This is a genomic window from Sphingopyxis sp. sgz302558 (assembly GCF_057220455.1).
The window spans coordinates 72,574-96,849 of the sequence record NZ_JBXPUZ010000003.1 but is presented as its reverse complement, the minus strand read 5'-3'; the positions used below and the strand labels follow the sequence as shown (position 1 = coordinate 96,849).

Below are 24,276 nucleotides of genomic sequence, written 5' to 3'. Positions count from 1 at the left end.
TGATGTGACGTCGCGGCGTCGGCGCGGGGTAGCAACTGTCATAAAAGCCGCTTAATGACTGCGTCCATGAGCAACGCCATCGCCGCCATCATCCTTGCTGCGGGTAAGGGCACCCGCATGAAATCGGACCTGCACAAGGTGCTGCATCCCATCGCGGGGCGGCCGATGCTGATGCACCTGATGGACAGCGTCGACGAGCTGGCCCCCGCAAAGAAAGTGGTGGTGGTCGGCAGCGACAAGGCGCAGCTGGAGGCCGCGCTGGCGGGCAGCGCCGATCTGGCGCTGCAGGAGCCGCAATTGGGCACCGGCCATGCGGTGCAGCAGGCCGAAAGCGCGCTTGCCGATTTCGACGGCGATGTGCTGATCCTTTATGGCGATGTGCCGTTCGTTCCGACGGCGACGCTGCGTCACATGATCGACCGGCTGCACGCCGACGATGCGCCTGCGGTCGTCGTGCTCGCATTCGACGCCATCGACCCGCATCATTATGGCCGCGTCATCACCGCGCCGGGTGGGCGGATTGAAAAGATGGTCGAATTTAAGGATGCGACCGACGCGGAGCGCGATTGCACCATCTGCAATTCTGGCCTGATGGCGGTGCGGTCGCGCGACCTGTTCGCGCTGCTTGCGCGCGTTGGCAACGATAACCGCCAGCGCGAATATTACCTCACCGACATCGTCAATATCGCCATTGCTGATGGCCGCCCCTGCGCCGCCGTGCTGACCGAGGAATATGACGTCCAGGGCATCAACAGCCGCGAGGAGTTGGCGGCGGCGGAAAAGGAATGGCAATTCTATCGCCGGGCCAAGGTGATGGAGGGCGGTGCGACCTTGATCGCGCCCGAAACCGTGTGGTTCGCGTGGGACACCGAAGTTGGCCGCGATGTGACCATCGAGCCCAATGTGTTTTTCGGCCCCGGCGTGAAAATCGCCGACAAGGTGCGCATCCGCGCGCACAGCCATATCGAGGGTGCGGTGATCGGTGAAGGCTGCGAGGTCGGCCCCTTCGCGCGGCTGCGTCCCGGCACGGTGCTCGATGAGGGCGCGAAGATCGGCAATTTCGTCGAAGTGAAAAAGGCGCATTTGGGCAAGGGCGCGAAGGCCAACCACCTGACCTACCTCGGCGACGCCACCATCGGCGCGGGCGCGAACATCGGCGCGGGCACGATCACCTGCAATTACGACGGCTATTTCAAATATCAGACGGTGATTGGCGAGGGGGCGTTCATCGGGTCAAACTCGGCGCTGATTGCCCCGGTGAAGATTGGCCGCGATGCGATTGTGGCGGCGGGCAGCGCCGTATCGCGCGACGTGGGCGACGGCGAATTGCGGATGGTACGCGCCGAGCAGCTGGTGAAACCCGGCTGGGCGGACCGGTTCCATGAGGCGATGCGGAGGAAGAAGGCGGGGAAGTGAGTGCGGCGCTATCGTGACTTCCTAGTTGCTTTGGCGCTTATAATTTTCCTAGTCGTAGGTCTCGGCATCGAAATCGTGCAATATCACAACTGCTGGAAAGACGGTAAAGTGCCTGTAGGTATGCGACTTGTCCGAGACAAATGCGTAGAGCCTTGACATGATATCATGATATGATATCAGTATATCACTATGGCCCGGATCCTCGCTGACTTACCCGATGAAGAAATCGAACGGCTCGACCGCATTGCGCGCGAAAAGGGCCAGAGCCGCGCATCGGTTTTGCGCGAAGCGGTGATGGCCTATCGACCCGAAAATCTGAGCGACGACACCAGTTGGATCGACAAGGGTTTTGGCCTGTGGGCGCGCCACGGCGTAAACTATGACCCGCGCGAATATGACCGCAAGCGGCGTGCCGAGTGGACCCGTTATTGGGACGATGACTATGAAGAGGTTCGCGCGGAATCGCCCGACATGTTCGACGAAGAGGATGACCGTCAGCGGCAAATCTATCTGGACATGATTGCCGGTAAATATCCCACGCCCAAGTCTCCGGCTCCCAAGTGAGCGGATACGCTTTTGACGCCAATATCGTGATCGACGCGATGGCCGGATTTCCGCTGGCGCGAGCGGAAATCCAGCGGGCCGTCGCGTTGGGTCAGCGGCCTTGGATCAGCCGTATGGCGTGGATCGAAGTGCTGTCCAAAGGCACTGACGTGATGGTGCGCGACGCCGAAGCATTTTTGGGCCGTTTCGGCTTGGACGAGATTGACAACGAAATTTCGCATCGTGCGGCTGCGCTGCGCCGCGAACGTCCGCGTTTGAAGTCGCCCGACGCAATCATCTTGGCGACGGCGCAAATTCGCGGTCGCGTACTGATTACCCGCAATACCAAGGATTTCCCGGCCGCAATGCCCGGCATCCGCGTTCCCTATATTCTTTAACGAAAGCAGTCCCCCATGTGCGGCATTATCGGTATCGTTGGCAAATCCCCCGTGGCCGAACGCCTGGTCGATGGCCTGAAACGGATGGAGTATCGCGGCTATGACAGCGCGGGCGTGTGCACTGTGCTTGACGGCCAGCTCATCCGCCGGCGCGCCGAGGGCAAGCTCGCCAATCTGGTCAAGGAGCTCGCTGCCAATCCGGCGCCCGGGACCATCGGTATCGCGCACACCCGCTGGGCCACCCACGGCGCGCCGACGACCAGCAATGCGCATCCGCATGCGACGGGCGAAGTCGCGCTGGTGCACAATGGCATCATCGAAAATTTCAAGCCGCTGCGCGACGAGCTGACCGCGCGGGGGCGGAGGTTCGAGAGCGAGACGGACACCGAAGTGGTCGCGCATCTGGTGAGCGAGCAGGTCGAGGCGGGCCATTCGCCGTCGGAGGCCGTGCGCGCGGTGCTGCCCCGCCTGCGCGGTGCCTTTGCGCTGGCGATTGCGTTTCGCCAATTCCCCGATTTCCTGATCGGCGCGCGGCTGGGCTCGCCGCTGGTCGTCGGCTATGGCGATGGCGAGACCTATTTGGGGTCGGATGCGCTGGCGCTGGCGCCGCTGACGCAAAAGATCGCCTATCTCGAGGAGGGTGACTGGGTCGTCATCGCCGCCGATGGCGCGCAGATTTTCGACAAGGACAATCACCCCGTCGAGCGCGAGATCACGACGAGCGGCGTCAGCGCGGCGGCGGTCGAGAAGGGGCCGTATCGCCACTTCATGCAGAAAGAGATTTTCGAACAGCCGACCGTCGTCGCGCAAACGCTGTCGAGCTACATCCGCCCGCTGGAACAGACGGTCGCGCTGCCGCAGCTGGACTTTGACCTCGCTGGCGTGAAGCGTATCACCATCGTCGCGTGTGGGACCAGTTTCTACGCCGGGATGGTCGCCAAATATTGGTTCGAACAATTTGCCCGCGTCCCTGTGGACCTCGATGTCGCGTCCGAGTTCCGTTACCGCGACCCGGTGTTGGAAGAAGGCGGCCTTGCGCTGTTCATCAGCCAATCGGGTGAAACCGCCGACACGCTCGCAGCGCTGCGCCATTGCAAGGAACAAGGGCAAACCATTGCGGTCGTCGTCAATGTACCGACCAGCAGCATGGCGCGCGAGGCCGACCTGCTGCTGCCGACCCATGCGGGGCCGGAGATTGGCGTGGCATCGACCAAGGCGTTTACCTGCCAGCTCGCGGTGCTGGCGGCGCTTGCTGCGCACCTTGCGCTTAAGAAGGGCAAACTCAGCGCGGAGGAAGAGCGCGAGATTGTCCGCCACCTGATCGAGGCGCCGGCCGCGCTCAACGCTGCGCTGGCGCATGACGCGGATATCGCGGGCATGGCGCACCTGATCGCGCCTGCGCGCGACGTGCTCTATCTCGGGCGCGGACCCGATTATCCGCTGGCGCTCGAAGGCGCACTCAAGCTGAAAGAAATCAGCTATATCCACGCCGAGGGCTATGCCAGCGGCGAGATGAAACATGGCCCCATCGCGCTGATCGACGAGGCGGTGCCGGTGATCGTCCTCGCGCCATCGGGGCCGCTGTTCGAAAAGACCGTGAGCAACATGCAGGAAGTCCGCGCGCGCGGCGGCAAGGTGGTGCTGATTTCGGATGCAGAGGGGATTGCCGAGGCGGGCGAGGGGTGTCTGGCGACCATCGAAATGCCCAAGGTGCATCCCTTGATCGCGCCGCTGGTCTATGCGGTGCCGGTGCAGTTGCTCGCCTATCACGTGGCGGTGGCGAAGGGGACCGATGTGGACCAACCGCGCAATTTGGCGAAGAGTGTGACGGTGGAGTAGGCTAAGGTGTCGAGCGATGCACTCTGGTTTGGCGCGATCATTGCGATGATGCTCGCGCTGGGCTTGGGTTCATGGTGGCTCGAGCGACGCAGCAAAGAACCCGCACGAGATTTACCCGAAGGCACCCCCTACAAGATTTTTACGACGCAGTTTGATGTCGAGGTCCGGGCCGAAGAAATTGCGAACCGGCTGGAGGAAATCAGCTGGGATCATGTCAAATATTGGCAGAGGCCCGACGAACCTCAGCAAGTAGCAGCAAAGGCAGCCACCGAACGTCGCAAGGAAGAAATTATAGGGTCAAGTTGCTTTTCCGGTCTGCCAACTAGACTCGAAAGCGCCGCCATAACCTTTCTGATCGACCATTCGGGTTCGATGCGCGGCGACAAGATATGGGAAGTCTGTGCGGCAATGCAGGCCACGGGCGCGGCATTAGAAGATCGGGGAGCAAAGGTTGAAGTGCTAGGCTTCACCACAGCCGGATGGCGGGGTGGGCGAGCCCGCGAACTATGGCACTCGTCTGGCAGACCAGAATATCCGGGTCGCCTGTGTGCTTTGCTTCACATCATCTATAAATCGTTTGACGAACCTATGCATCAAGGCATCGCGTGGGAAGCAATGCTGAACGGCGGGGCGCTCTATGAAAACGTCGATGGCGAGGCGCTGGACTGGGCAGCCGGTCGATTGTTGAAACGGGCTGAGGCGAACCGACTACTGATCATTTTGTCAGACGGTGCGCCGGTCGATGATTCGACCCTTCATGCAAACGGCGTGTCGATTCTCCACCGACATGTGCTGGAAGTTGCAGACCGGTTGTCTTCCAATCTGGAGATGCGTGTGGGCGGTGTAGGCATTGGCCATGACGTGAGTCCCTACTATCGCGCGTCAACTGCGGCTGGCGAGCTGGATGAGCTTCCGGCTGCAATTGCTAAGTTGTTGGTCGACTTGTTGTAAAGTGACGCGTTTGATCAAGAATCGCCATAACAAAAATTGCGCATAAACTGCTATCGTGCTAGATGGAAGCTCCGACGGCGACAGATTGAAAGGCCCCACCCATGAATGTCTCCATCGGCGAACGCTGGGAACGCTACATTGAGGAATTGCTTGGCACCGGCCGCTATGCCTCGGCGAGCGAGATTATGCGCGAGGGGCTGCGGTTGGTTGAGGAGCGCGAGCAGAAGTTGGATGCGTTGCGTGAGACCATCAATGCGTCGATTGAACGCGGGGGCAGCAATTCGATCGAAGATGTCAAGGCGGCGGTGAAAGCCCGTCTGGACAAGTGGGAAAAGAAGAGCCAGCGGAACGCGGCGTGATGACGCAGCTGGTTATCACCGACACCGCCAATCGAGACCTTCAAGACATTGCCGAATATATCGCCGAAGCCAGCGGCAGCCGCGCTGCTGCAGAAGGGGTGCTCGACAAGCTCTACTCCCGATGCGTCAGACTGGCGCGATTGCCGGGAACGCTAGGGTCCGCCCGGCCGGACTTGCGGCCCGACCTTCGCAGCGTTCCCGAAAGCGGCTACGTGATCTTTTTTCGCTATCTTGGTGACGTGTTGGAAATCGTGAACGTCCTGCACGGCAGCCGCGACATTGTGAGCTTTTATAACACCGGCGATGATCGCTGAGTCACTGGACCCCCGCGCTCACCCCCTCCAGATAATCCAGTATCGCGGCCTCATCCTCCGCCGCGATGCTCGCTTTGAACACCTTGCGCATCTTGTCGATGCTTTTGGCCCAATGTTCGCGGGTCTGTTTGGGCTGGTTCAATATCATGTCGGGCGAATGGCAGGCGGCGCAATTGTTGGTCACCGCCTCAACGCCGGGGCCGGCGGGGAAGGCGGGTTCGGCATCGGGCAGAGTCACCGACATTTCGGCGAACTTCGGCGCAGCGTCCTGACAGGCGGCGAGGGGCAGCGTCAGCAGGGCAAGGGCGAGGACGCGCATCATGCCGTCACCAGCCGCACATATTCAACGCAGTGGCGCGCGTAGCCGCTGGGGTTCCAGCTGGCTTCCATGGGCTGGGTGACGCCTTTGACGTTGGTGCAGCGCGGGCCGATCGGGCCGGTCGTCGCGGGCAATGTCACCGACCAGCGGCGAAAGCCAAACTCACCTTCATCGGGGCCCAGTGTTGTTGGATAGCTGCGCCCGTTCGCGACGACATCAACGCGCGCGACGCCGCAATCGCCGCCCATCGCGATACCGCGCAGCGCGACTGGCTCGCCCGCCGTCACCTTTGCTCCATCGGCGTGGCTGGTGATGAAGCTGCGCGGCGGCATGGTGGTGATGGGGACAGTCGGGAAATCCTTGTCGCCCGGCCGCACCGGCACGGCGGGCATGCGGTAGCTTTTGGCCATGAAATAGCTGTCATCTTCGTCGGTATCGAGCACCTCGATATCCGACAACATCTTGATCCAGTAAGTGGCGAACCAACCCGGCACCACCAGCCGCAGCGGATAGCCGTTGAGCAGCGGCAACATTTCGCCGTTCATGCCCCACGCCACGATCACATCGTCGCGACGCGCCACGTCGATGGGCAGCGACTTAATCGTCTGCGGCGATCCTGCGACCGGCGGCGTGTCGAGTCCGGCAAAGCGTACGCGCTTCGCATTGCCACCGATTTGCGCATGGTCGAGCAGATCTTTGAGCCGCACCCCGCGCCAGACCGCGTTGCCCATTGCGCCATGGCCCCACTGTGCCCCGGTGACGCGTGGCTGCGAAAATCCCCGGCTGTTCCCGGCGCACTGGTTGATCGCGGTGACCTCGACCATTTCGCCAACGCTGGCGACCTCGGCGAGGGTCAGCTGCTTGGGTGCACCCACCGCGCCGCGCAGCGTGAGCCGATGCGCCGCGGGGTCGATCATAGTCGGCATGGCGCCGCCTGCCCAGCGCACGAAGAAACGGTTGTTGGGGGTTATCGTGCCTTCGTCAAACACCGCCAATGGGGTTTCGAGCAACGGTGGGCGCACGCGCTGAACAATCATGTCGCGCTTGTCGGCGAAGCTGGCGGCCAGCGGTCGCTCGCCGGGGCCGCCGGGCAGCCCCAGGTCGACTAACCGCGAACTGCTGGCGAGCAGCGGCATGGCGGCAAGTCCGGTGGCTCCGGTGATGATGACGGATCGGCGCGACCACATGGCCCGCTGTTTCGCATCGATGCGCGGCGCGGTCAACGCAAGGTGCGTCAGGCTGGTGGTTTGACCCCCGCCAGCAACAATGCCGACACTTCCTCGACGCTGCCGGTCACCAGCAGCGATGCGCCGCCGACCATGCCGATGGTGGTTTGGCCATTTTCCGCCTCGCGCAGAAAGGCAACGTTCGATGCAACGAGCATATAATTGCCGCCGCGTGACGGGACTTTGATAAATTGCATGGTGATGGGCTCCTGAGTAGGGCTCTCTGTTAGTCGTCAAAGGTGCCAATAATGTGAATGGCTTTCCTACAATCGCTCGCGCGTTTAGGGTGCGGTGCGATTGCATTGTCGGCACGTGACCAGCCTGTTGGAAATGCGTGCACGTCTGAGTGAAGTTGCGCAGATTTCCGGGCGTTTCCGCCGCCGGCCATAAGGAGCGATTCGATGTGCGATGAACTGACCGAAGGTGATCTGGACCGGGCTGGCCTGCCAGTGACCCGGCGTGGCTTTGCCGGGATGGTGGCGGTGGGCGGCGCGGCCTTTGCCGCAACGGCATGTGCCCAAGGGGTGGGCGACAAGGGGAAAATGGTGACCATCGCCACGCCCGATGGCACGGCCGATGCCTATTTCACCCACCCGTCCAGTGGCAAGCATCCCGCCGTGCTGATCTGGCCCGATATTCGTGGGCTGCGCCCCGCCTTTCGCCAGATGGCTGACCGGCTGGCGGCGGATGGCTATGCCGTGCTGGCGCTCAACCCTTTTTACCGCGACGCACAAGGCGAGGTGGTGAAGCCCGAAGATGACTGGACCCAACCGGCGATCCGCGAACGCCTGTTCGGCTATGCGGGCAAGCTGACGCGCGAGGCGGTGGCGCGCGATGCGACGGCACTGGCGGCGTGGTTTGACACGCAAAAGGCGGTCGATACAAAACGCGGCATCGGCGTGACCGGCTATTGCCTGGGCGGCCCCTTCACCATTTTCAGCGCGGCAGCGGTGCCCGATCGATACAAAGCATGCGGCAGCTTTCATGGCAGCCGCGTGTCGAACGATACGCCGACCAGCCCGCACCTCGCCATCGCCCAGACCAAGGCCCAATATCTGTTTGCCATCGCCGAAAATGACGATGCGCGCGATCCGGCGGAAAAGGACCGGCTGAAGGCCGCCCTCGCGGGCCGCAGCGGTTTCAACGAGGTGGAGGTATATGCCGGAGCACAGCATGGCTGGTGCCCGCCCGACGGCCGCGCTTATAATGAGGCAGCGGCGGAAAAGGCGTGGGGACGGATGCTGGCCTTGTTCAAGGCGGCGCTTTGATCGGGCCCATTCATCGTCATGCTGAACTTGTTTCAGCATAACAGGCCGAACGAGCAGCTTGTTGTCCCGGGTCAAATCCGGGACGACGATTGTTTGTGACGGGCGCCCATGCCGCGCTTGATTCTGTTCAACAAACCATGGGGCGTGTTGCCGCAGTTCACCGACCGCAGCACGGCCGGCAGCCCCAGAGCCACGCTATCCGATTTTATCGACGTGCCGGGCGTCTATCCGGCGGGCAGGCTGGACCGCGATAGCGAAGGGCTGATGTTGCTGACCGATGACGGGCGGCTCCAGGCGCGCATTGCGGACCCGAAGCACAAGATGGCTAAATCCTATCTGGTGCAGGTTGAAGGGCATGTGAACCAAGGCGCATTGGCCGCGCTGCGCCGGGGGGTGACCCTGAACGACGGACCAACGCTGCCCGCCGGCGCCGAAGCGATTGATCCGCCCGACCTGTGGCCGCGCGATCCGCCGATCCGGGTGCGCCAAACGGTGCCCGACAGCTGGCTGTCGCTCACCATCCGCGAAGGGCGCAACCGCCAGGTGCGGCGGATGACCGCGGCGGTGGGGTTCCCGACGCTGCGGCTCGTGCGCTGGCGGGTGGGGGAATGGACGCTGGAGGGGCTGGCTCCGGGGCACTGGCGCGACGCTTGATTGGGACGGCGCAATCGCGCACAACGCGCTTTAGGGCGCGAACGATGGGGAGCAAATCGTGACCACAACGACCATCGACCAAGCGCCCAAACAGCGGGTTCCGATCACAGCGGTGACGGGTTTTGACCGCTTGCTGGCTGTTGTTGCCGGGGCGCTGTTGCTGGCGACGTTGGTTGCCATCTTTCGTGGGCAGGCGGATTGGGCGCGGGTGCCGCCATGGGTATGGGGCCATTTGCTGACGATTATCGTCGCGCTGGCATTGACCCCGGCGATGCTGCTGCGGCGGCGCGGCGACCGGATGCACCGCCAATTGGGCTGGATGTGGGTGGGGGCGATGGTGCTGACAGCGCTGGCGACTTTCAATATCCAGACGATCAATCAGGGCAGCTTCAGCGTTATTCATATTTTATCGGTGTGGACGCTGATCCAGGTGCCGCGCATCGTGCTCAACGCCCGCGCGCACCGGGTGGAAAAACACCGCAGCGCGGTGCGGGGCATGGTGACGGGTGCATTGCTGATCGCGGGCTTTTTCACTTTTCCATTCGGGCGCATGTTGGGGAGCTGGTTGTTCGGATGAGCATGGATTGGACACGGCGCAGCGCGCTGGCGGCGCTGGGGGCGGCGATGGCGCTGCCCGGCGGGGCGGGGGCGGAAACGGTCACCAATTCGCGAGGCCGGCCATTCAGAAAACCCCCGCGTCTGCGCCCCGGCGACACCATCGGCCTGATCGAACCCGCGACCGCGAGCGATGAAACGTTCCAGCTGACGTTGGTCGAGGAAGCGGTGACCGCGATGGGCCTTAAGCCCAAGCGCGGCGCCTCGGTTTTGGGGCGTCACGGCTATCTGGCCAATACCGACGAGAAGCGCGCCGCCGATGTGAACGCGATGTTCGCCGATCCGGAGGTGCGCGCGATTCTGGCGGTCCGCGGCGGGTGGGGCAGCGCGCGGTTGCTGCCCTATCTGAATTGGGATCTGATCCGCGCCAATCCCAAGCTGGTGATCGGCTTTTCGGACATTACGGCGCTGCACATGGCGATTGCCGCGCAGGCGGGTTTCACCACTATCCACGGCCCCAATGGCGGCAGCGCGTGGGGCAAGGGCTCGCTCGACCATTTCAAGGCGCTGGCGTTCGACGGCGCGACGCCGACTTTGGTCAATCCGGCGGCGGACGAGGACCGGCTGGTGCAGCGGCGCTGGCGCACTCAGCCCATTACGCAAGGCACGGCGCGCGGGCGATTGCTCGGCGGCAACCTCACGGTGCTGACCGCGCTTACGGGTACGCCCTATTTGCCCGATTTCAAAGGCGCGATCCTGTTCCTCGAGGATGTTGACGAGGCCGAATATCGCATCGACCGGATGCTGACCCAGCTGGGGCAGGCGGGCGTGCTCGGCGGGCTAGCGGGCGCGGTGTTCGGGCAGTGTACCAATTGCGTGGGGTCTAGCAGCGGCAATTATGGCGGCTTTACGCTAACCGATGTGTTGAAGCATCATCTGGGGCGGCTGGGCGTGCCCGCCTATCAGGGTGCATGGTTCGGGCATATCGCCGACCAGTTCAGCTTGCCCCAAGGGGTGATGGCGGAAATCGATGCCGATGCGGGGACGATCCGGATGCTGGAAGCGGCGGTGGTTTAGATGGGGATGACGATGAGATTTGCCGTTCTAACAATGACCGCGCTGTGCCTAACCAGCCCGGCTTTTGCACAACCCACCCCCTACGCCCCCGACGACCTGTTTAAGATCGCGCAGGTCGAAAATCCGCAAGTCTCGCCTGACGGAAAGCAAGTCATCTTCACGCGCAGCTATGCCGACATCGCCACCGACCGGCGGCTCGGTGAGGTGTGGATCATGCCGGTCGGCGGCGAAAAGCGGCTGTTGATTGGCGGCAAGGATGGCGCATCGGGTGTGCGCTGGTCGCCCGATGGCACGCGCATCGCCTATGTCGCACCAGTCGCGGGCAAGCCGCAGATTTTCGTGATGACCATATCTGAAGGGATCGGGCGACCGATCACGGCGCTCAAATCGCCGCCGTCACAAATTGCTTGGAGCCCCGACGGTGCATCCATCGCCTATGCCGCGCTGGTCGAAACGCCGCCGCGCAAGTTCGACGGCATGCCCGCCAAGCCCGAGGGCGCGACCTGGGCGGCAGACGCGCATGTGACCGAGGATTTCACCTATCGGCTGAACGACGGCGGCTATGTGAAGCCCGGATACCGCCACATCTTCATCGTGGCTGCGGCGGGCGGCGAGCCGCGCCAGATTTCGGCGGGCGATTTCCACCAACTCGATGGCGACAGTCCGCTGGCGTGGACACCCGATGGGACCAGCATCGTCGTCAGCGGCCTACGCCAGCCCGATGCCGAACGCACCGCGCGCGAGGCCGACTTGTTCGTTTTTCCCGTCGCGGGCGGCGAGCCGCGCCGCTTGACCGACGCTAAGGGGTATGAGACCGAGCCTGCCGTGTCGCCCGATGGCAAATGGGTGGCCTATACCGGCGCGCTTGACCGGCCGAGCTTCTACATTCAACCCGACCTGTGGGTGGTGCCGCTGGCGGGCGGCGCGCCGGTGAACCTCACCGCCGACCGCGATCTGCCTGTCCAGTCGCCGCGCTGGTCGAGCGATGGCAAAGCCATCCAAGCGCTGATGTACGAGGCGGGGCTGGTTCGGCTGGTCGAAATCAACCCAGCGACCAAGGCGGCGCGTGTCGTGGTGCCCGCGCTGGGCGGCGGGCGGCTCTATCTGCCCAACAGCAGCGGAGCCTATTCATCCGCTCAGGGGACCATCGCCTTTACCACGCAGTTCGCCGACCGCCCCCCGGGGCTGGGCGTTCAGCGCGCGGGTAAGACGGTTACCACGGTCGATTTCAACGCCGACTGGCGCAAGGGGAAAGACATCGGCAAGCTGGAGCGCGTCACGTGGAAATCGCGCGCGGGCGGGGCGGAGATAGAGGGCTGGCTGCAATATCCCGCCGCCTTTGATCCGGCGAAGAAATATCCGCTGGTGCTCGACATTCATGGCGGCCCGAACACCGATTATGGCCCACAATTTTCGGTGTCGCATCAGGCCTATGCCGCCAAAGGCTATCTGGTGCTGTTCGCCAATCCGCGCGGCAGCATCGGTTATGGCGAGGCGTTCGCCAACTTCCTCGGCGGCGTTTATCCGGGCGAGGATCATGATGATTTGATGAGCGGCGTCGATGCGGTCGCGGCGCGCCCATATGTCGATGCGCGCAATCTGTTCATCGTCGGCGGGTCGGGCGGCGGGGTGCTGACTTTGTGGGGAATTGCCAAGGAACCCGGCAAATTCCGCGCCGCCGCCGCGATCCGCCCGGTGACCGACTGGACGGTGCAAGCGCTGTCGTCGGACATACAGGCGCTGACCGCAGGCTATTGGCTGAGCGGCGAAAATCCATGGGACGGCCACGCAACCTATTGGAAGCAATCACCGCTCAGCCTGGTGGGACAGGTGGTGACGCCAACGTTGCTGATGACCGGCGAGGCCGATTACCGCACCCCGATTGCGCAAACCGAGATGTATTATCAGGCGCTGAAACTGCGCGACGTACCCGCGATGAAAGTGCGCCTGCCCGAGGCGAACCATGGGATGGGAAGGCCGACGCAGTGGATTGCGAGCAATCTGGCAGTGATTGAGTGGTTTGAGCGGTGGCGGGTGGAATAGCCCTTTCGAGCGGTGTTGACGCCCCCAACCCCCACCTCGTATAGGCCGCTGCGCAGGATGGCGGCCCGGATGGGGTCGCCTTCTTTGTTTTTGCGCCTCCGCGCGCGCTAGAGCACCAAAGGGAGCCAACCCATGTCGATCACGCCGTTGATGCCCGTTTATCCCCGCTGCGGGTTTCGCCCGGTGCGCGGTGAAGGGTGTTATCTGATCGGTGAGGATGGGCGGCGCGCGCTTGATTTTGCGGCGGGGATTGCGGTCAATGCGCTGGGGCATGGCCACCCGCATCTGACCAAGGCCATTGCCGAGCAGGCCGCGACGCTGATGCATGTGTCGAACCTGTATGGCAGCCCCCAGGGCGAGGCGCTGGCGCAGCGGATTGTCGACAACAGCTTTGGCGACACGGTGTTTTTCACCAATTCGGGGGTCGAGGCGATCGAGTGCGCGATCAAGACGGCGCGCGCCTATCATGACGCCACTGGCAATCCGGATCGCTACAAGCTGATCACCTTCAAAAACGCCTTCCACGGACGCTCGCTGGGCGCGATTTCGGCGACCGATCAGGCGAAGATGCGCAATGGTTTTGAGCCGCTGCTGCCGGGCTTTGCCTATGCCAAGTTCAATGATCTGGCGGGCGCGCTGGCGCTGATCGATGATGAGACGGCGGGCTTCCTGGTGGAAACGGTGCAGGGCGAGGGCGGGATGACCGCCGGGACGCCCGAATTCATCCAGGGGCTGCGCAAGGCGTGCGACGAGCATGGCCTGTTACTGATCCTGGACGAAATCCAGTGCGGTTATGGCCGCACCGGCAAGATGTGGGCCTATGAACATTATGGCATCACGCCCGACATCCTCACCTCGGCGAAGGGCATTGGCGGCGGTTTTCCGCTTGGCGCCTGCCTCGCGACCGAGGAAGCGGCGAAGGGCATGGTCGCGGGGACGCACGGATCGACCTATGGCGGCAACCCGCTGGCGATGGCGGCGGGGCAGGCGATTTTGGATGTGATGCTGGAGCCGGGTTTTCTGGAGCATGTCACCGCGATGGGCGACCGGCTGCGCGCGGCGTTTGAACAGCTGATCCCCAACCATGACGAATTGTTCGAGGAAATTCGCGGTAAGGGTCTGATGCTGGGCATCAAGATGAAGGAGCCGGCGGTCAGCCGCGATTTCGTGGCGCATCTGCGCGACAATCACGGACTGCTGACCGTGGCGGCGGGTGAAAATGTGTTCCGCGTGCTACCGCCGCTGATCATCGACGAAAGCCATATTGCCGAATGCATCGAGCGGCTGTCGGCGGGCGCGGCGAGCTACGCCCTGCCGGTTGCGGCGTGACGCGCCACTTCCTGAACCTATCCGATGCGGGCGGCGATGCGATTGCCGCGATGATCGCCGACGCCATTGACCGCAAGGCGGCGCGCGCTGGCTGGCCAAAGGGCAAGGTCGATGCTGACGCCCCGCTCAGTGGCCATGTGCTGGCCATGGTGTTCGAAAAGAACAGCACGCGCACGCGCATGTCGTTCGAGGTCGCGATGCAGCAGCTGGGCGGCACCGCCATTTTCATGGCGGCCGAACAGATGCAGTTGGGGCGCGGAGAGAGCATCGCCGACACCGCGCGCGTGCTGTCGGGCTATGCCGACGTGATCATGATCCGCACCGACGACCATGCCAAAATTGAAGAAATGGCGGCGAACGCGTCGGTCCCCGTCATCAACGGCCTCACCGACCTTTCGCACCCGTGCCAAATCGTCGCCGACCTGTTGACCTTGGCCGAGAATGGGAAGGCATTGCCAGGGCTAGAGGTCGCCTGGCTGGGCGACGGCAACAATGTCCTGTCATCGCTGATCGAGGCGGCGGGGATGTTCAAATTCAATATCCGCGCTGGCGTGCCGCAGGGATATGAGCCTGACACCGATTTCGTGCAGCGCGCCGAGGTGCTGGGTGCACGCATTACCGTGCACCGCGACGCGGCCGTGGCGGCGGCGGGCGCCGATGTGGTCGTGACCGATACCTGGGTGTCTATGGGGCAGGCGCACGCGCACAACAAACTTGCGGCCATGGCCCCCTATCAGGTTGACGAACGGCTGCTGAGCGCGGCGAAGTGCGACGCGTTGTTCCTTCATTGCCTGCCCGCGCACCGCGGCGAGGAAGTGACCGACGCGGTGATCGACGGCCCGCAATCGCGCGTATGGCAGGAGGCCGAGAACCGCGTTCATGCGCAAAAATCCATTCTGTTATGGGCGTTGGGGCGGCTGTGAGCGACGAGATTGAAACCGGGTTTGACCAGCCCTTGCTGTTCACCGTGGCGGCGCATCATGTGCGCGGGCGGCTGGTGCGGCTGGGGCCCGTGTTGCAAGAGATTTTGGCAGCACACGCCTATCCCCCTGTGGCCGAGAAATTGCTTGCTGAGTCGCTGGTGCTGACCGCGCTCCTGGGTTCGACGCTGAAAGAGGCGGACAGCCAGTTGACCTTGCAGGCGCAGACCGGCGGCGGGCCGATTGAGCTGCTGGTATGCGATTGGAAAGACGGTGCGCTGCGCGGTTATCTGCAATTCGACGCCGAACGGCTGGCCGAGGTGGGACCACACCCCAGCCTGTTCGCACTGTTCGGTGGCGGCTTTCTGGCGATCACCTTTGACCAGGCGGCGACCGGCGAGCGCTATCAGGGCATTGTTCCTTTGGAGGGCGAAGGCATTGCCGCGGCGGCCGAACATTATTTCGAACAGTCCGAACAAATCCCCAGCCTGATCCGCGTCGCGGCGCGGCATGACCCCGGCGAGGGATGCGTTGCCGGCGGTTTGCTGCTCCAGCATCTGCCCGAAGGTGAGGTCGGCCGCGATCGCCTGCACGTGCGCCACGACCATCCCGAATGGGAACATGCCCGGACCATCGCGGTGACGCTGAGCGATGCCGAGCTGACCGATCCCGCGCTGGCGCTGGAACGGATCGCCTGGAATTTGTTCCACGAGGATGAGGTTCGGGTCGAGCCAGGGCCCGACCTGACCAAGGGGTGTCGGTGCAGCACCGCCTATTTTGCAAGCGTATTGGCCCAGTTTCCCGCCGATCAGCGCATCGAGATGGCCGGTGACGATGGCATCATCCCGGTCGATTGCGCTTTCTGTTCAAGAGTTTTTCCAATTTCGTTGGATGAAATCACGCCCACCCATTGATGCAATGGTTGCACCTCCGGCAACGGTCGCTTAATTCTGCAGACATAAAGGTCGCGGTATTGAGCGCGTGCCGGATAGTCCGGGAAAGGCTCTAGGAGCATTTTGGCATGGCGATCCGCTTTCCTTATGTACGTGTAATCGGTGGGGCGCTGCTTGTGGCGGCGCCGTCCGGTGTGGCCGTGCCCGCGCAGGCACCGTCGCTGGCGATGCTCGACACGCTCGAAAAGGGGCGCTGGGAGCTGCGCGAGCGCAGCGGGACGACGATGCTGCGGGCCTTTTGCCTGGGCGATGCACGCAATTTCATCCAGCTGCAGCATGGGCGCGGAAATTGTTCGCGCTATGTGATCGCCGATGGCGATGCCGAGGTGACGGTGCACTATACCTGCCCCGGAGCGGGCCATGGCCGCACCACCATCCGCCGCGAAACAGCGCGGCTGGTGCAGATTGACACGCAGGGTATCGCTGGTGGTGCACCGTTCAGCCATGCCTATGAAGCGCGGCGGGCAGGCGGATGTTAGGTCCATTATCACGTTGTTAACTACGTGGTGCTAGGTCAAAGCTGCATTTCGGCTTCGACATGCATTCTTCTCCCTTTGGGCTTAGGCCCGAAAACTGGGCCGTGCAAAATTGCGCGGCCCATTTTGTTTGTGTCCGAAGCGCGCACGGCGTAACGGCGCGCTTTATGGACAATCTGGCAGGAAAATCGGTGGTCGTGTTGCTGTCGGGCGGGCTGGATTCGCTTGTTTGCACCGGGATGGCACGCGAAGCTGGGGCGCGCATTATCGCGCTGACGATCGACTATAACCAGCGCCACCGCGTAGAACTGGACGCCGCCCGGCGCATTGCTGCGGAACTCGGCGCGGCAGAGCATATCGTACTGCCATTAAACCTACGCCGCTTTGGCGGATCGGCGCTGACCGATGAAATCGCCGTGCCCAATGGCGGGGTGGGCGATGATATTCCAGTCACCTATGTGCCCGCGCGCAACCTGATATTCCTGTCGCTGACGCTGGGCCTCGCCGAGGCACGCGGCGCGCGGGATATTGTCATAGGCGTCAATGCGCTCGACTATTCCGGCTATCCCGACTGCCGTCCCGAGTTCATCGAGGGATTTGCCCGTCTCGCTTCGCTGGCGACCAAGGCCGGTGACGGCGGCAACTCATTTACCATCCATGCGCCGCTGCAATATCTGGGCAAGGCCGAGATCGCAGCCGAGGCCGTGCGGCTGGGCATCGATGCAGGTCTCAGCTGGTCCTGCTATGACCCGACGCCAAAAGGGCTGCACTGCGGGCTCTGTGACAGCTGCCGGTTGCGGCGCAAAGGGTTCAGTGACGCGGGGTTGCCTGATCCAACGCGCTATGCCGCCGCGCCATGACCTATAGCGTCAAGGAAATCTTCCTGACCCTACAGGGCGAAGGCGCGCAGGCGGGGCGGCGCGCCGTATTCTGCCGTTTCGCTGGGTGCAATTTGTGGTCCGGGCGTGAAGCGGACCGGGCCAGGGCGATCTGCAAATTCTGCGACACCGATTTTGTTGGGACCGATGGGACGGGTGGTGGGAAATTCGCCGATGCCGCCGCTCTGGCTGCGGCCGTTGCGGGGTGCTGGGGTGAGGGCACCGACCATCGTTATGTCGTGCTGACCGGTGGTGAGCCTATGTTGCAGGTTGACGCGGCGTTGATCGACGCGCTGCACGCCGAGGGGTTCGTCATTGCCATCGAGAGCAACGGCACGTTGCCGGTGCCGCGCAGCATCGACTGGATTTGCATCAGCCCCAAGGCTGGGAGCGAACTGGTGCAGGTGAACGGCGACGAATTGAAGCTGGTGTGGCCGCAGCCGGGCAGCGACCTTAACCGGCTTGCCGCGCTGGATTTCACCCACCGATTGATTCAGCCGCTCGACGATTGCGTGCGCGAGGACAATGTTGCGGAATGTGTGGCGCTGGTGCAGCGCGACCCACGCTGGCGGCTGTCGTTACAGACGCATAAATTGCTGGGGTTACGTTAGCGGCGGTTATTCGGCCGGCGCTTCGTCTGCAGCTTCTGCATCCGACGATGTTTCCTCAACCGGTGCATTTGCCGCAGCCTTTTCCGCTTCGGCTTTGGCCGCAGCAGCCCCTTCGGCGGTCAGCGCGCCGCCGCTGGCATCAACCGAGGTGCCATCGATATCGCTGTCATCAAGCATAATCATCGCGTCGCTGGCACTGCCGGGCTGCACCTCCACCGCGTCCAACTTGGTCGTGGTCTTGCTGTCATTACCGCTGCCGCAGCCGGCGAGCAGGAATGGCAGGGCGAGGATGATACGGGATTTGGCGGACATAAGCGGGATTTAGCGGGGCGCGCCGACATTGTCGAGAAAGGCAGGCAGATAACGTTCAAGCGCCGCATCGAGGGGCGCAAAATCATCGCCTTTGCCCAGCGCAGCAAGGCTCGTGACTGGAAATTCGCTGATCCCGCACGGCACAATGCCGGTAAAGTGGGAAAGGTCGGGTGCGACATTGACCGAAAAGCCGTGCAGTGTGACCCAGCGTTTGACGCGCACGCCGATCGCGCCGATCTTGGCCTCGCGCCCCTGCGCATCATCGGTCCAGATACCGATGCGCCCCTCGGCGCGGCGCGCCGGCACGCCCAGATCGCCAAGCGCGGCGATCACCCAGCCTTCAAGCGCATGTACATAGCGGCGCACATCGCGCCCGCGCTGCGCTAGGTTTAGCTGGACATAGCCCACTCGCTGGCCCGGACCGTGATAGGTATAGCGCCCACCGCGCCCGGCGGCATAAACCGGAAAGCGCGGGTCAAGCAGCTCGGCAGGATCGGCGCTCGTCCCGGCGGTGTAGAGCGGCGGATGTTCGAGCAGCCAGATGCGCTCGGCGGCGCTGCCGTGATGGATGGTGGCAGCGCGCGCTTCCATGTCGGCCAGCGCGACGGGATAAGCGGTGAGGCCGTGGGTAATGATCCAGGCGGGCGGACAGTGCATGCGATGTCCCTGACCAATGTCGAGCCGATGCGCAAGCGTGGCTGCCGTCTGTGGGTGGACAGCATTAGCGATTGGCGTCACTGTCATTTGGTGCCGGGTTGCCATGAGGCGGAGACAAAATGAAAAAATTTGATATGAGCAGCGCCTGGGACGACGCGGTACAGTTAGTACGGCGCGATCTGACGTTGACCGCTCCAGTTGTCGGCATGCTGGTGCTTTTGCCAACGATGGCGTTTGCAATACTCGGTCCGCTTCCGATCGAGCCACCTGCGGATGCAACATTAGCGCAGCTTGGTGCTACTATCCGCGCCGAGATGGCCCAGAGCGCGCCAGTGCTGCTGTTTATCGGCTTTCTGTCGACGCTGGCCTCGGTGATTGTCATGCGACTGTGGCTGGCACCGCGCGGAACCAGCGTCGGCGAAGCGGTCGGCATGGCCATAGGGTTGGTCCCAACCATGATCGCGCTGTTTCTGATTCAGATGCTTGCGTTGGGGCTGGCGGCCCTCGCCCTGTTGATTCCGGCTTTGTATCTGGGCGGGCGGCTGGCGCCGTCCTTTGCGCTGCTTGCAGCGGGGGACACGCGCAGTCCGCTTGCGGCCCTGGAGCAGAGCTGGAGCATGACGCGCGGCAATGGTTGGCGCATTGCGCTGATGCTGTTCCTGATCCAGCTGGTGTTCGTCATCATTTCGATGCTGGTTGACGGTTTGGGCGCCACCTTTGGCGCGCGCGGCAGCATTGGTTATGCCATTGCCAGCCTGTTCAGTTCGGTACTGGCCGCTGTCGTTGCGCTGATTGCTTATGCTGTAAATTCCGCCATATACCGCCAGCTGGCGCCGGCGGTGACCGCACGAACATTTGATTAGGTGGTTTCAGTTTTTTGGGGGCAACGCATATGAACCGTATCAGCATCAGCCAGGCCTGGGCCTATACGACCAGTTTTTTCAGTGACCAGCATGCCAACCACGCCATTGCGCTGATTGGCGTGGGCATCGTCGGCGCGACCGTCATTCAGTTGCTGCTGGGCGGCGGCGCAGTGGCGATGGACCCTGCGACGCTGGCATCGGGCGCCGGGGCCATGGCGGCGCTTGGTGCCACCGCTTTTCTGGTCGGCATAATCGGCTTTATCCTGCAAACCGGCAGCTATTTCGCGTCATGGCGGATGGGGCTGGCGCCGGGGCAGGAAAGCGTAGGGTCGGCACTGGGCTATGGCATGATCGCCTCTTTGCCTGTGCTGCTGCTCACCATTGCCTTCATCCTGGTCATTGGGCTGGTGCTGGGTGTGTTGTTCGGCTCGGCGCTGCTGCCGCTGCTGATGGGCGGACAACCATCACCGGAAAGTGCGGCGGGGTCAGCAGGCTTGATATTGCTGGCAATGCCGGTGCTTTTTGCCCTGTTCCTGTGGATCGCCGCGCGATTCTGCGTGATGGGGCCGATCATGGCGGCGGGCCGTAGCTTCAATCCCTTGCCCGCGCTCGCCGAATCGTGGCGGATGACGGCGGCGTCGCAATGGAAGCTGATGGGCTATTTCGTGCTGCTGTTCATCGTCGCCCTGATCATTTCGATGATCATTGGATTGGTATTTGGCGTTTCGGCTATTGTCGGCGGCAGCGCGCCCGGAAGCGGAGGCAGCTTTGCTATTTTTGCTATACTGGGTGCGCTCGCCGGTATCCCGCTCGCCTATCTTTATGTGGGTATTCCTGCGGGCATATACAAAGCGCTGGGCGGCGGTGATCGTGCCGATATTTTTGCCTGAACCAATGGCCTGACCGGCGCGTCGCCGGTCAGGCCCATTTGGCGAGCGGTGGCAGGCTCATCAGGATTGCGTCGATGTTGCCGCCGGTCTTGAGCCCGAACAATGTGCCGCGGTCATAGACCAGGTTGAATTCGGCATAGCGGCCGCGCCACTGGTAGAGCTGCTCCAACTCGGTATCGCCAAAACTGTCATACATGCGGCCGCGAACGATGCGCGGATAGGCATCGAGAAAGGCTTCCCCGACATCGCGGGTAAGCTGGAAGTTCCGGTCGAAGCTGGCGTCGTCATTCACCTCCAGATGGTCGTAGAATATCCCGCCGACGCCGCGCGCGACGCCGCGGTGCGGGATGAAGAAATATTCCTCCGCCCACTGACGATAGCGCTCGTAAACGTCGGGGCCATAGGGCGCGCAGGCGGCACGGAGCCGGGCATGGAATGCCGCCGTGTCCTCATCGCGGGGCAGGGCGGGGTTAAGGTCGGCGCCTCCGCCGAACCAGCGTTTGGTGGTAACCAGAAAGCGCGTATTCATGTGCACCGCAGGCACATGCGGGTTAGCCATGTGCGCGACCAGGCTGATGCCGGTGGCAAAGAAATTGGGGTCACCTTCGGCCCCGTGGATGGTCGCGGCAAATTCGGGAGCAAATTCGCCGCCCACGGTTGAGACGTTGACGCCGACCTTTTCAAACACTTTGCCCTTCATGACGCCGCGCACGCCGCCACCCCCCGCGCCCGGGGCAAGGCCGGGCGCTTCGCGATCCCATGCGGTGTATTCAAAGCTGGCGTCGCTGCCCGCTTCACGCTCGATCGCCTCGAACTCGGCGCAAATCCGGTCACGCAAGGCTTCGAACCAGTCACGCGCGGCCTGTTGCTGGGCGTCGAGAGTGATCATGCGGGAAATCCTTTTGTTTGGCGCAATGCTTCAGCCAGAGCGATGCCAGCCGCAACCGAGACATTCAAGGAGCGAAATCCGGGTCGCAGCGGAATGACGACGCGCGCATCGGCGGCGTTATGGACATAGTCCGGCGCGCCGCTGCTTTCATTGCCGAGCAGCAGACGGTCGCCGTGCTGGAATGCAAAGCCGGGGAGGGGAGCAGCGCCCTTGGTGGTCAGCAACACCAAACGCCCGTGGCCGGCAAAGGCCGATTGATAGGCGTCCCAATCGGCGTGGCGGCGGATGACAGCGTGATCGGCATAATCCATCCCCGACCGTTTGAGCCCGCGTTCCGAAAAGGGAAAACCGCACGGCTCGATGATGTCGACAGGCACATCGAAACAGGTGGCCGTCCGCAGTATGGCACCGACATTGCCGGCAATCTCGGGCTGGAACAAGGCAAGGCGCATCCCGTCCCGCATAGGGGCGAAGCCGCAGAAATGCGAGTGTTTCGCATCTGAAAATTGCCTGTTGGCAAGTTGGAAAGCGGTCGCTATCAGGCCCGCAATTCCGGGCAGTCGCAGCGCCCTTGCCGGATCCTTTGTCCGGACAGACTTGTGCCTAGCTGCCGTTACGGAAAGTTCAATTTTCAGTCCAGAATGGCAAGGGCAGATTAATGGCCAGTGAAACCGTAGACAATGCCGGAATCGAACAAGGCGTCCGGCGACGCGATTTCATTCATATCGCCACGGTCAGTTTCGCCGGTGTTGGCGCCGCGGCAGTGGTATTCCCGTTGGTGACCCAAATGGCACCGTCGGAAGACGTTCTGGCGCTGTCATCGACAGAAATCGACGTGTCGGCAATCCAGCCCGGCCAGGCAATCAAGACCAGCTGGCGCAAGCAGCCGGTGTTCGTCCGCAATTTGACGCCGCAGGAAATTGCTGCCGCGAAGGCTACGCCCGACAGCGACCTGCGCGATGTGCAGACGCTCGACGAGCGCACCAAGCCGGGCAAGGAAAATTGGCTGATTACGCTGGGTGTGTGCACCCATTTGGGCTGCGTCCCGCTGGGCGCGGCCGAGGGCGAGGCCAAGGGCGATTTCGGCGGCTATTTCTGCCCATGCCATGGCTCGCACTATGATACGGCGGGCCGCATCCGCAAAGGCCCCGCGCCGAGCAACTTGGTGGTGCCACCATATGAATTTACGTCCGATACCGTTGTGATGATCGGCTGAGGAGCAAGACGATGAGCTTTCCCTGGGCAAAACAGTATCAGCCGCAGCACCCGTTCATGCAATGGATGGACGAGAAACTGCCGCTGCCGCGGTTGGTCTACAGTGCCATCGGCGGCGGCTATGAAGTTCCGCGCAACCTGAATTACTTCTGGAACTTCGGTGTGCTCGCTGGAGCCGCGCTGATGGTGCAGATCATCACCGGCATTGTGCTGGCGATGCATTATTCGGCCAATGTCGGCGTCGCTTTCAATTCGGTCGAGCATATCATGCGCGACGTCAATTCGGGCTGGTTCATCCGCTATGCGCATATGAACGGCGCGAGCATGTTCTTCATCGTCGTCTATCTGCATATTTTCCGCGGGCTTTATTACGGTTCGTACAAGGCGCCGCGCGAAATGGTGTGGCTGCTGGGCGTGGTGATTTTCCTGCTGATGATGGCGACCGCGTTCATGGGCTATGTGCTGCCCTGGGGCCAGATGAGCTTCTGGGGGGCACAGGTGATTACCGGCTTCTTCTCGGCCATTCCCGTCGTTGGTGAACCGCTGCGCCAGTGGTTGCTGGGCGGCTTTGTCCCCGACAACGCTGCGCTTAACCGCTTCTTCTCGCTGCACTATCTGCTACCTTTCGTGATTTTGGGTGTGATTATCCTGCACGTCTGGGCGCTGCACATCCCGGGATCATCGAACCCGACCGGCGTTGCGGTGAAGTCGGAACAGGATACCGTTCCGTTCCACCCCTATTACACGGCGAAGGACGCCTTCGGCCTCGGTGTATTCCTGCTGGTGTTTTCGGCGTTGATCTTCTTCAGCCCGAACCTGCTTGGCCACCCGGATAACTATATCCCGGCTAACCCGCTCTCGACGCCGGCGCACATCGTGCCCGAGTGGTATTTCCTGCCTTTCTATGCGATTTTGAAGGCCTTCACCTTTAACTTCCTTTGGATCGACGCAAAGCTGTGGGGCGTGATCGCGATGTTTGCATCGATTGCGCTGTTGTTCTTCCTGCCCTGGCTCGACACCTCGCCAGTGCGCTCGGCAACCTATCGCCCGCTGTACCGGATCTTCTTTTGGGTGCTGGTGGTCGACGTGCTGCTGCTCGGCGTATGCGGGATGATGCCGGCCGAACAGCCGTGGGTGCTGCTCAGCCAGCTGGGCGCGATGTATTACTTCGCCCATTTCCTGATCATCATGCCCATCATCTCGCGGATCGAAAAACCGCTGCCGATGCCGGCATCGATTACCGAGGCCGTGCTGGGCAAGGGCGGCGATGCTGCCGCCCCCGCCAGCGCTGTGCCGGCGGCGGCCTGATCGCCAGACTTTT

At 62.6% G+C, this 24,276-nt stretch carries 29 protein-coding genes; 22 read left to right on the top strand and 7 right to left on the bottom strand.

Annotated features, from left to right (window positions below; genetic code table 11):
- Positions 1–66 precede the first annotated feature (66 nt).
- The 7 genes from glmU (at position 67) to AC2TC0_RS11030 (ending at position 5,820) form a co-directional block, all read left to right on the top strand.
- Entirely contained in the window at positions 67–1,416 is a 1,350-nt protein-coding gene (glmU, locus tag AC2TC0_RS11060) for a bifunctional UDP-N-acetylglucosamine diphosphorylase/glucosamine-1-phosphate N-acetyltransferase GlmU (RefSeq protein ID WP_484717584.1), read from the top strand.
- A gap of 189 nt (positions 1,417–1,605) precedes the next feature.
- Positions 1,606–1,980, top strand: a complete 375-nt coding sequence (locus AC2TC0_RS11055) for a ribbon-helix-helix domain-containing protein (RefSeq protein WP_484717583.1) — start codon at positions 1,606–1,608, stop codon at positions 1,978–1,980.
- Positions 1,977–2,357 (top strand): PIN domain-containing protein, encoded by a 381-nt coding sequence (locus AC2TC0_RS11050; RefSeq protein WP_484717582.1) that lies wholly within the window; start codon positions 1,977–1,979, stop codon positions 2,355–2,357. Before AC2TC0_RS11055 ends, AC2TC0_RS11050 begins: the two co-directional genes overlap by 4 nt.
- Before the next feature lie 15 nt (positions 2,358–2,372).
- Positions 2,373–4,196: a glutamine--fructose-6-phosphate transaminase (isomerizing) gene (gene glmS, locus AC2TC0_RS11045; protein WP_484717581.1), complete on the top strand. Its 1,824-nt coding sequence runs from the start codon at positions 2,373–2,375 to the stop codon at positions 4,194–4,196.
- Positions 4,197–4,202: 6 nt separating this feature from the next.
- Positions 4,203–5,147 (top strand): cobaltochelatase CobT-related protein, encoded by a 945-nt coding sequence (locus AC2TC0_RS11040; protein WP_484717580.1) that lies wholly within the window; start codon positions 4,203–4,205, stop codon positions 5,145–5,147.
- A gap of 101 nt (positions 5,148–5,248) precedes the next feature.
- The gene (locus AC2TC0_RS11035; RefSeq protein WP_484717579.1) at positions 5,249–5,506 is read left to right on the top strand and encodes a type II toxin-antitoxin system ParD family antitoxin; all 258 of its coding nucleotides are present in this window, start codon (positions 5,249–5,251) and stop codon (positions 5,504–5,506) included.
- Positions 5,506–5,820 (top strand): type II toxin-antitoxin system RelE/ParE family toxin, encoded by a 315-nt coding sequence (locus AC2TC0_RS11030; protein WP_484717578.1) that lies wholly within the window; start codon positions 5,506–5,508, stop codon positions 5,818–5,820. Before AC2TC0_RS11035 ends, AC2TC0_RS11030 begins: the two co-directional genes overlap by 1 nt.
- Before the next feature lies 1 nt (position 5,821).
- Here AC2TC0_RS11030 and AC2TC0_RS11025 read toward each other — a convergent pair whose 3' ends face one another.
- From AC2TC0_RS11025 to AC2TC0_RS11015, 3 genes are read right to left on the bottom strand one after another with little or no spacing between them, the layout of a single operon-like run.
- Positions 5,822–6,142: a cytochrome c gene (locus tag AC2TC0_RS11025; protein ID WP_484717577.1), complete on the bottom strand. Its 321-nt coding sequence runs from the start codon at positions 6,140–6,142 to the stop codon at positions 5,822–5,824.
- Positions 6,139–7,326, bottom strand: coding sequence for a molybdopterin-dependent oxidoreductase (locus AC2TC0_RS11020; protein WP_484717576.1), 1,188 nt, complete (start codon positions 7,324–7,326; stop codon positions 6,139–6,141). The genes AC2TC0_RS11025 and AC2TC0_RS11020 overlap by 4 nt, the downstream gene beginning before the upstream one ends.
- A 47-nt stretch (positions 7,327–7,373) precedes the next feature.
- Positions 7,374–7,562: a hypothetical protein gene (locus AC2TC0_RS11015; protein WP_484717575.1), complete on the bottom strand. Its 189-nt coding sequence runs from the start codon at positions 7,560–7,562 to the stop codon at positions 7,374–7,376.
- 204 nt (positions 7,563–7,766) lie between these two features.
- On the opposite strand from AC2TC0_RS11015, the gene AC2TC0_RS11010 reads away from it, so the two are divergent.
- From AC2TC0_RS11010 to queE, 11 genes are all read left to right on the top strand, one after another.
- A complete protein-coding gene (locus AC2TC0_RS11010; protein WP_484717574.1) occupies positions 7,767–8,633 on the top strand; it encodes a dienelactone hydrolase family protein in 867 nt (288 codons plus the stop codon).
- Between the two features lie 108 nt (positions 8,634–8,741).
- Positions 8,742–9,287 (top strand): pseudouridine synthase, encoded by a 546-nt coding sequence (locus AC2TC0_RS11005; RefSeq protein ID WP_484717573.1) that lies wholly within the window; start codon positions 8,742–8,744, stop codon positions 9,285–9,287.
- Between the two features lie 73 nt (positions 9,288–9,360).
- Positions 9,361–9,864 (top strand): DUF2306 domain-containing protein, encoded by a 504-nt coding sequence (locus tag AC2TC0_RS11000; RefSeq protein WP_484718112.1) that lies wholly within the window; start codon positions 9,361–9,363, stop codon positions 9,862–9,864.
- A complete protein-coding gene (locus tag AC2TC0_RS10995; RefSeq protein ID WP_484717572.1) occupies positions 9,861–10,919 on the top strand; it encodes a S66 peptidase family protein in 1,059 nt (352 codons plus the stop codon). The genes AC2TC0_RS11000 and AC2TC0_RS10995 overlap by 4 nt, the downstream gene beginning before the upstream one ends.
- Before the next feature lie 33 nt (positions 10,920–10,952).
- Entirely contained in the window at positions 10,953–12,962 is a 2,010-nt protein-coding gene (locus AC2TC0_RS10990) for a S9 family peptidase (protein WP_484717571.1), read from the top strand.
- A gap of 132 nt (positions 12,963–13,094) precedes the next feature.
- Positions 13,095–14,291 (top strand): acetylornithine transaminase, encoded by a 1,197-nt coding sequence (locus tag AC2TC0_RS10985; RefSeq protein WP_484717570.1) that lies wholly within the window; start codon positions 13,095–13,097, stop codon positions 14,289–14,291.
- The gene (gene argF, locus AC2TC0_RS10980) at positions 14,288–15,214 is read left to right on the top strand and encodes an ornithine carbamoyltransferase (protein WP_484718111.1); all 927 of its coding nucleotides are present in this window, start codon (positions 14,288–14,290) and stop codon (positions 15,212–15,214) included. Before AC2TC0_RS10985 ends, argF begins: the two co-directional genes overlap by 4 nt.
- Positions 15,193–16,125 carry an Hsp33 family molecular chaperone HslO gene (gene hslO, locus AC2TC0_RS10975; RefSeq protein WP_484717569.1) on the top strand — a complete coding sequence of 311 codons (933 nt, stop codon included), beginning with the start codon at positions 15,193–15,195 and terminating at the stop codon, positions 16,123–16,125. Before argF ends, hslO begins: the two co-directional genes overlap by 22 nt.
- Positions 16,126–16,232: 107 nt before the next feature.
- A complete protein-coding gene (locus AC2TC0_RS10970) occupies positions 16,233–16,643 on the top strand; it encodes a DUF3617 domain-containing protein (RefSeq protein WP_484717568.1) in 411 nt (136 codons plus the stop codon).
- A gap of 164 nt (positions 16,644–16,807) precedes the next feature.
- On the top strand, positions 16,808–17,500 hold the full coding sequence (queC, locus tag AC2TC0_RS10965) for a 7-cyano-7-deazaguanine synthase QueC (protein ID WP_484717567.1): 693 nt from the start codon (positions 16,808–16,810) through the stop codon (positions 17,498–17,500).
- Positions 17,497–18,129, top strand: a complete 633-nt coding sequence (gene queE / locus AC2TC0_RS10960; RefSeq protein WP_484717566.1) for a 7-carboxy-7-deazaguanine synthase — start codon at positions 17,497–17,499, stop codon at positions 18,127–18,129. The genes queC and queE overlap by 4 nt, the downstream gene beginning before the upstream one ends.
- Positions 18,130–18,135: 6 nt before the next feature.
- Here the strand turns inward: queE and AC2TC0_RS10955 are convergent, their stop codons facing one another.
- Together AC2TC0_RS10955 and lipB are read right to left on the bottom strand one after the other, a co-directional pair.
- Positions 18,136–18,441, bottom strand: a complete 306-nt coding sequence (locus tag AC2TC0_RS10955; RefSeq protein WP_484717565.1) for a hypothetical protein — start codon at positions 18,439–18,441, stop codon at positions 18,136–18,138.
- Between the two features lie 9 nt (positions 18,442–18,450).
- Positions 18,451–19,098 carry a lipoyl(octanoyl) transferase LipB gene (lipB, locus tag AC2TC0_RS10950; protein WP_484717564.1) on the bottom strand — a complete coding sequence of 216 codons (648 nt, stop codon included), beginning with the start codon at positions 19,096–19,098 and terminating at the stop codon, positions 18,451–18,453.
- A gap of 134 nt (positions 19,099–19,232) precedes the next feature.
- Between lipB and AC2TC0_RS10945 the strand changes: the two genes are divergently transcribed.
- Positions 19,233–19,961, top strand: coding sequence for a hypothetical protein (locus AC2TC0_RS10945; protein WP_484717563.1), 729 nt, complete (start codon positions 19,233–19,235; stop codon positions 19,959–19,961).
- A gap of 29 nt (positions 19,962–19,990) precedes the next feature.
- Positions 19,991–20,851: a hypothetical protein gene (locus AC2TC0_RS10940; RefSeq protein ID WP_484717562.1), complete on the top strand. Its 861-nt coding sequence runs from the start codon at positions 19,991–19,993 to the stop codon at positions 20,849–20,851.
- 28 nt (positions 20,852–20,879) lie between these two features.
- On the opposite strand, the gene hemF is transcribed toward AC2TC0_RS10940, so the two are convergent.
- On the bottom strand, positions 20,880–21,740 hold the full coding sequence (gene hemF, locus AC2TC0_RS10935) for an oxygen-dependent coproporphyrinogen oxidase (protein WP_484717561.1): 861 nt from the start codon (positions 21,738–21,740) through the stop codon (positions 20,880–20,882).
- A complete protein-coding gene (locus AC2TC0_RS10930) occupies positions 21,737–22,192 on the bottom strand; it encodes a tRNA (cytidine(34)-2'-O)-methyltransferase (RefSeq protein ID WP_484717560.1) in 456 nt (151 codons plus the stop codon). The genes hemF and AC2TC0_RS10930 overlap by 4 nt, the downstream gene beginning before the upstream one ends.
- A gap of 206 nt (positions 22,193–22,398) precedes the next feature.
- Between AC2TC0_RS10930 and petA the strand changes: the two genes are divergently transcribed.
- Together petA and AC2TC0_RS10920 are read left to right on the top strand one after the other, a co-directional pair.
- The gene (gene petA / locus AC2TC0_RS10925) at positions 22,399–22,956 is read left to right on the top strand and encodes a ubiquinol-cytochrome c reductase iron-sulfur subunit (RefSeq protein WP_484717559.1); all 558 of its coding nucleotides are present in this window, start codon (positions 22,399–22,401) and stop codon (positions 22,954–22,956) included.
- An 11-nt stretch (positions 22,957–22,967) separates the two neighbouring features.
- Positions 22,968–24,263, top strand: coding sequence for a cytochrome b (locus tag AC2TC0_RS10920; protein WP_484717558.1), 1,296 nt, complete (start codon positions 22,968–22,970; stop codon positions 24,261–24,263).
- The last annotated feature ends 13 nt before the right edge of the window (positions 24,264–24,276 follow it).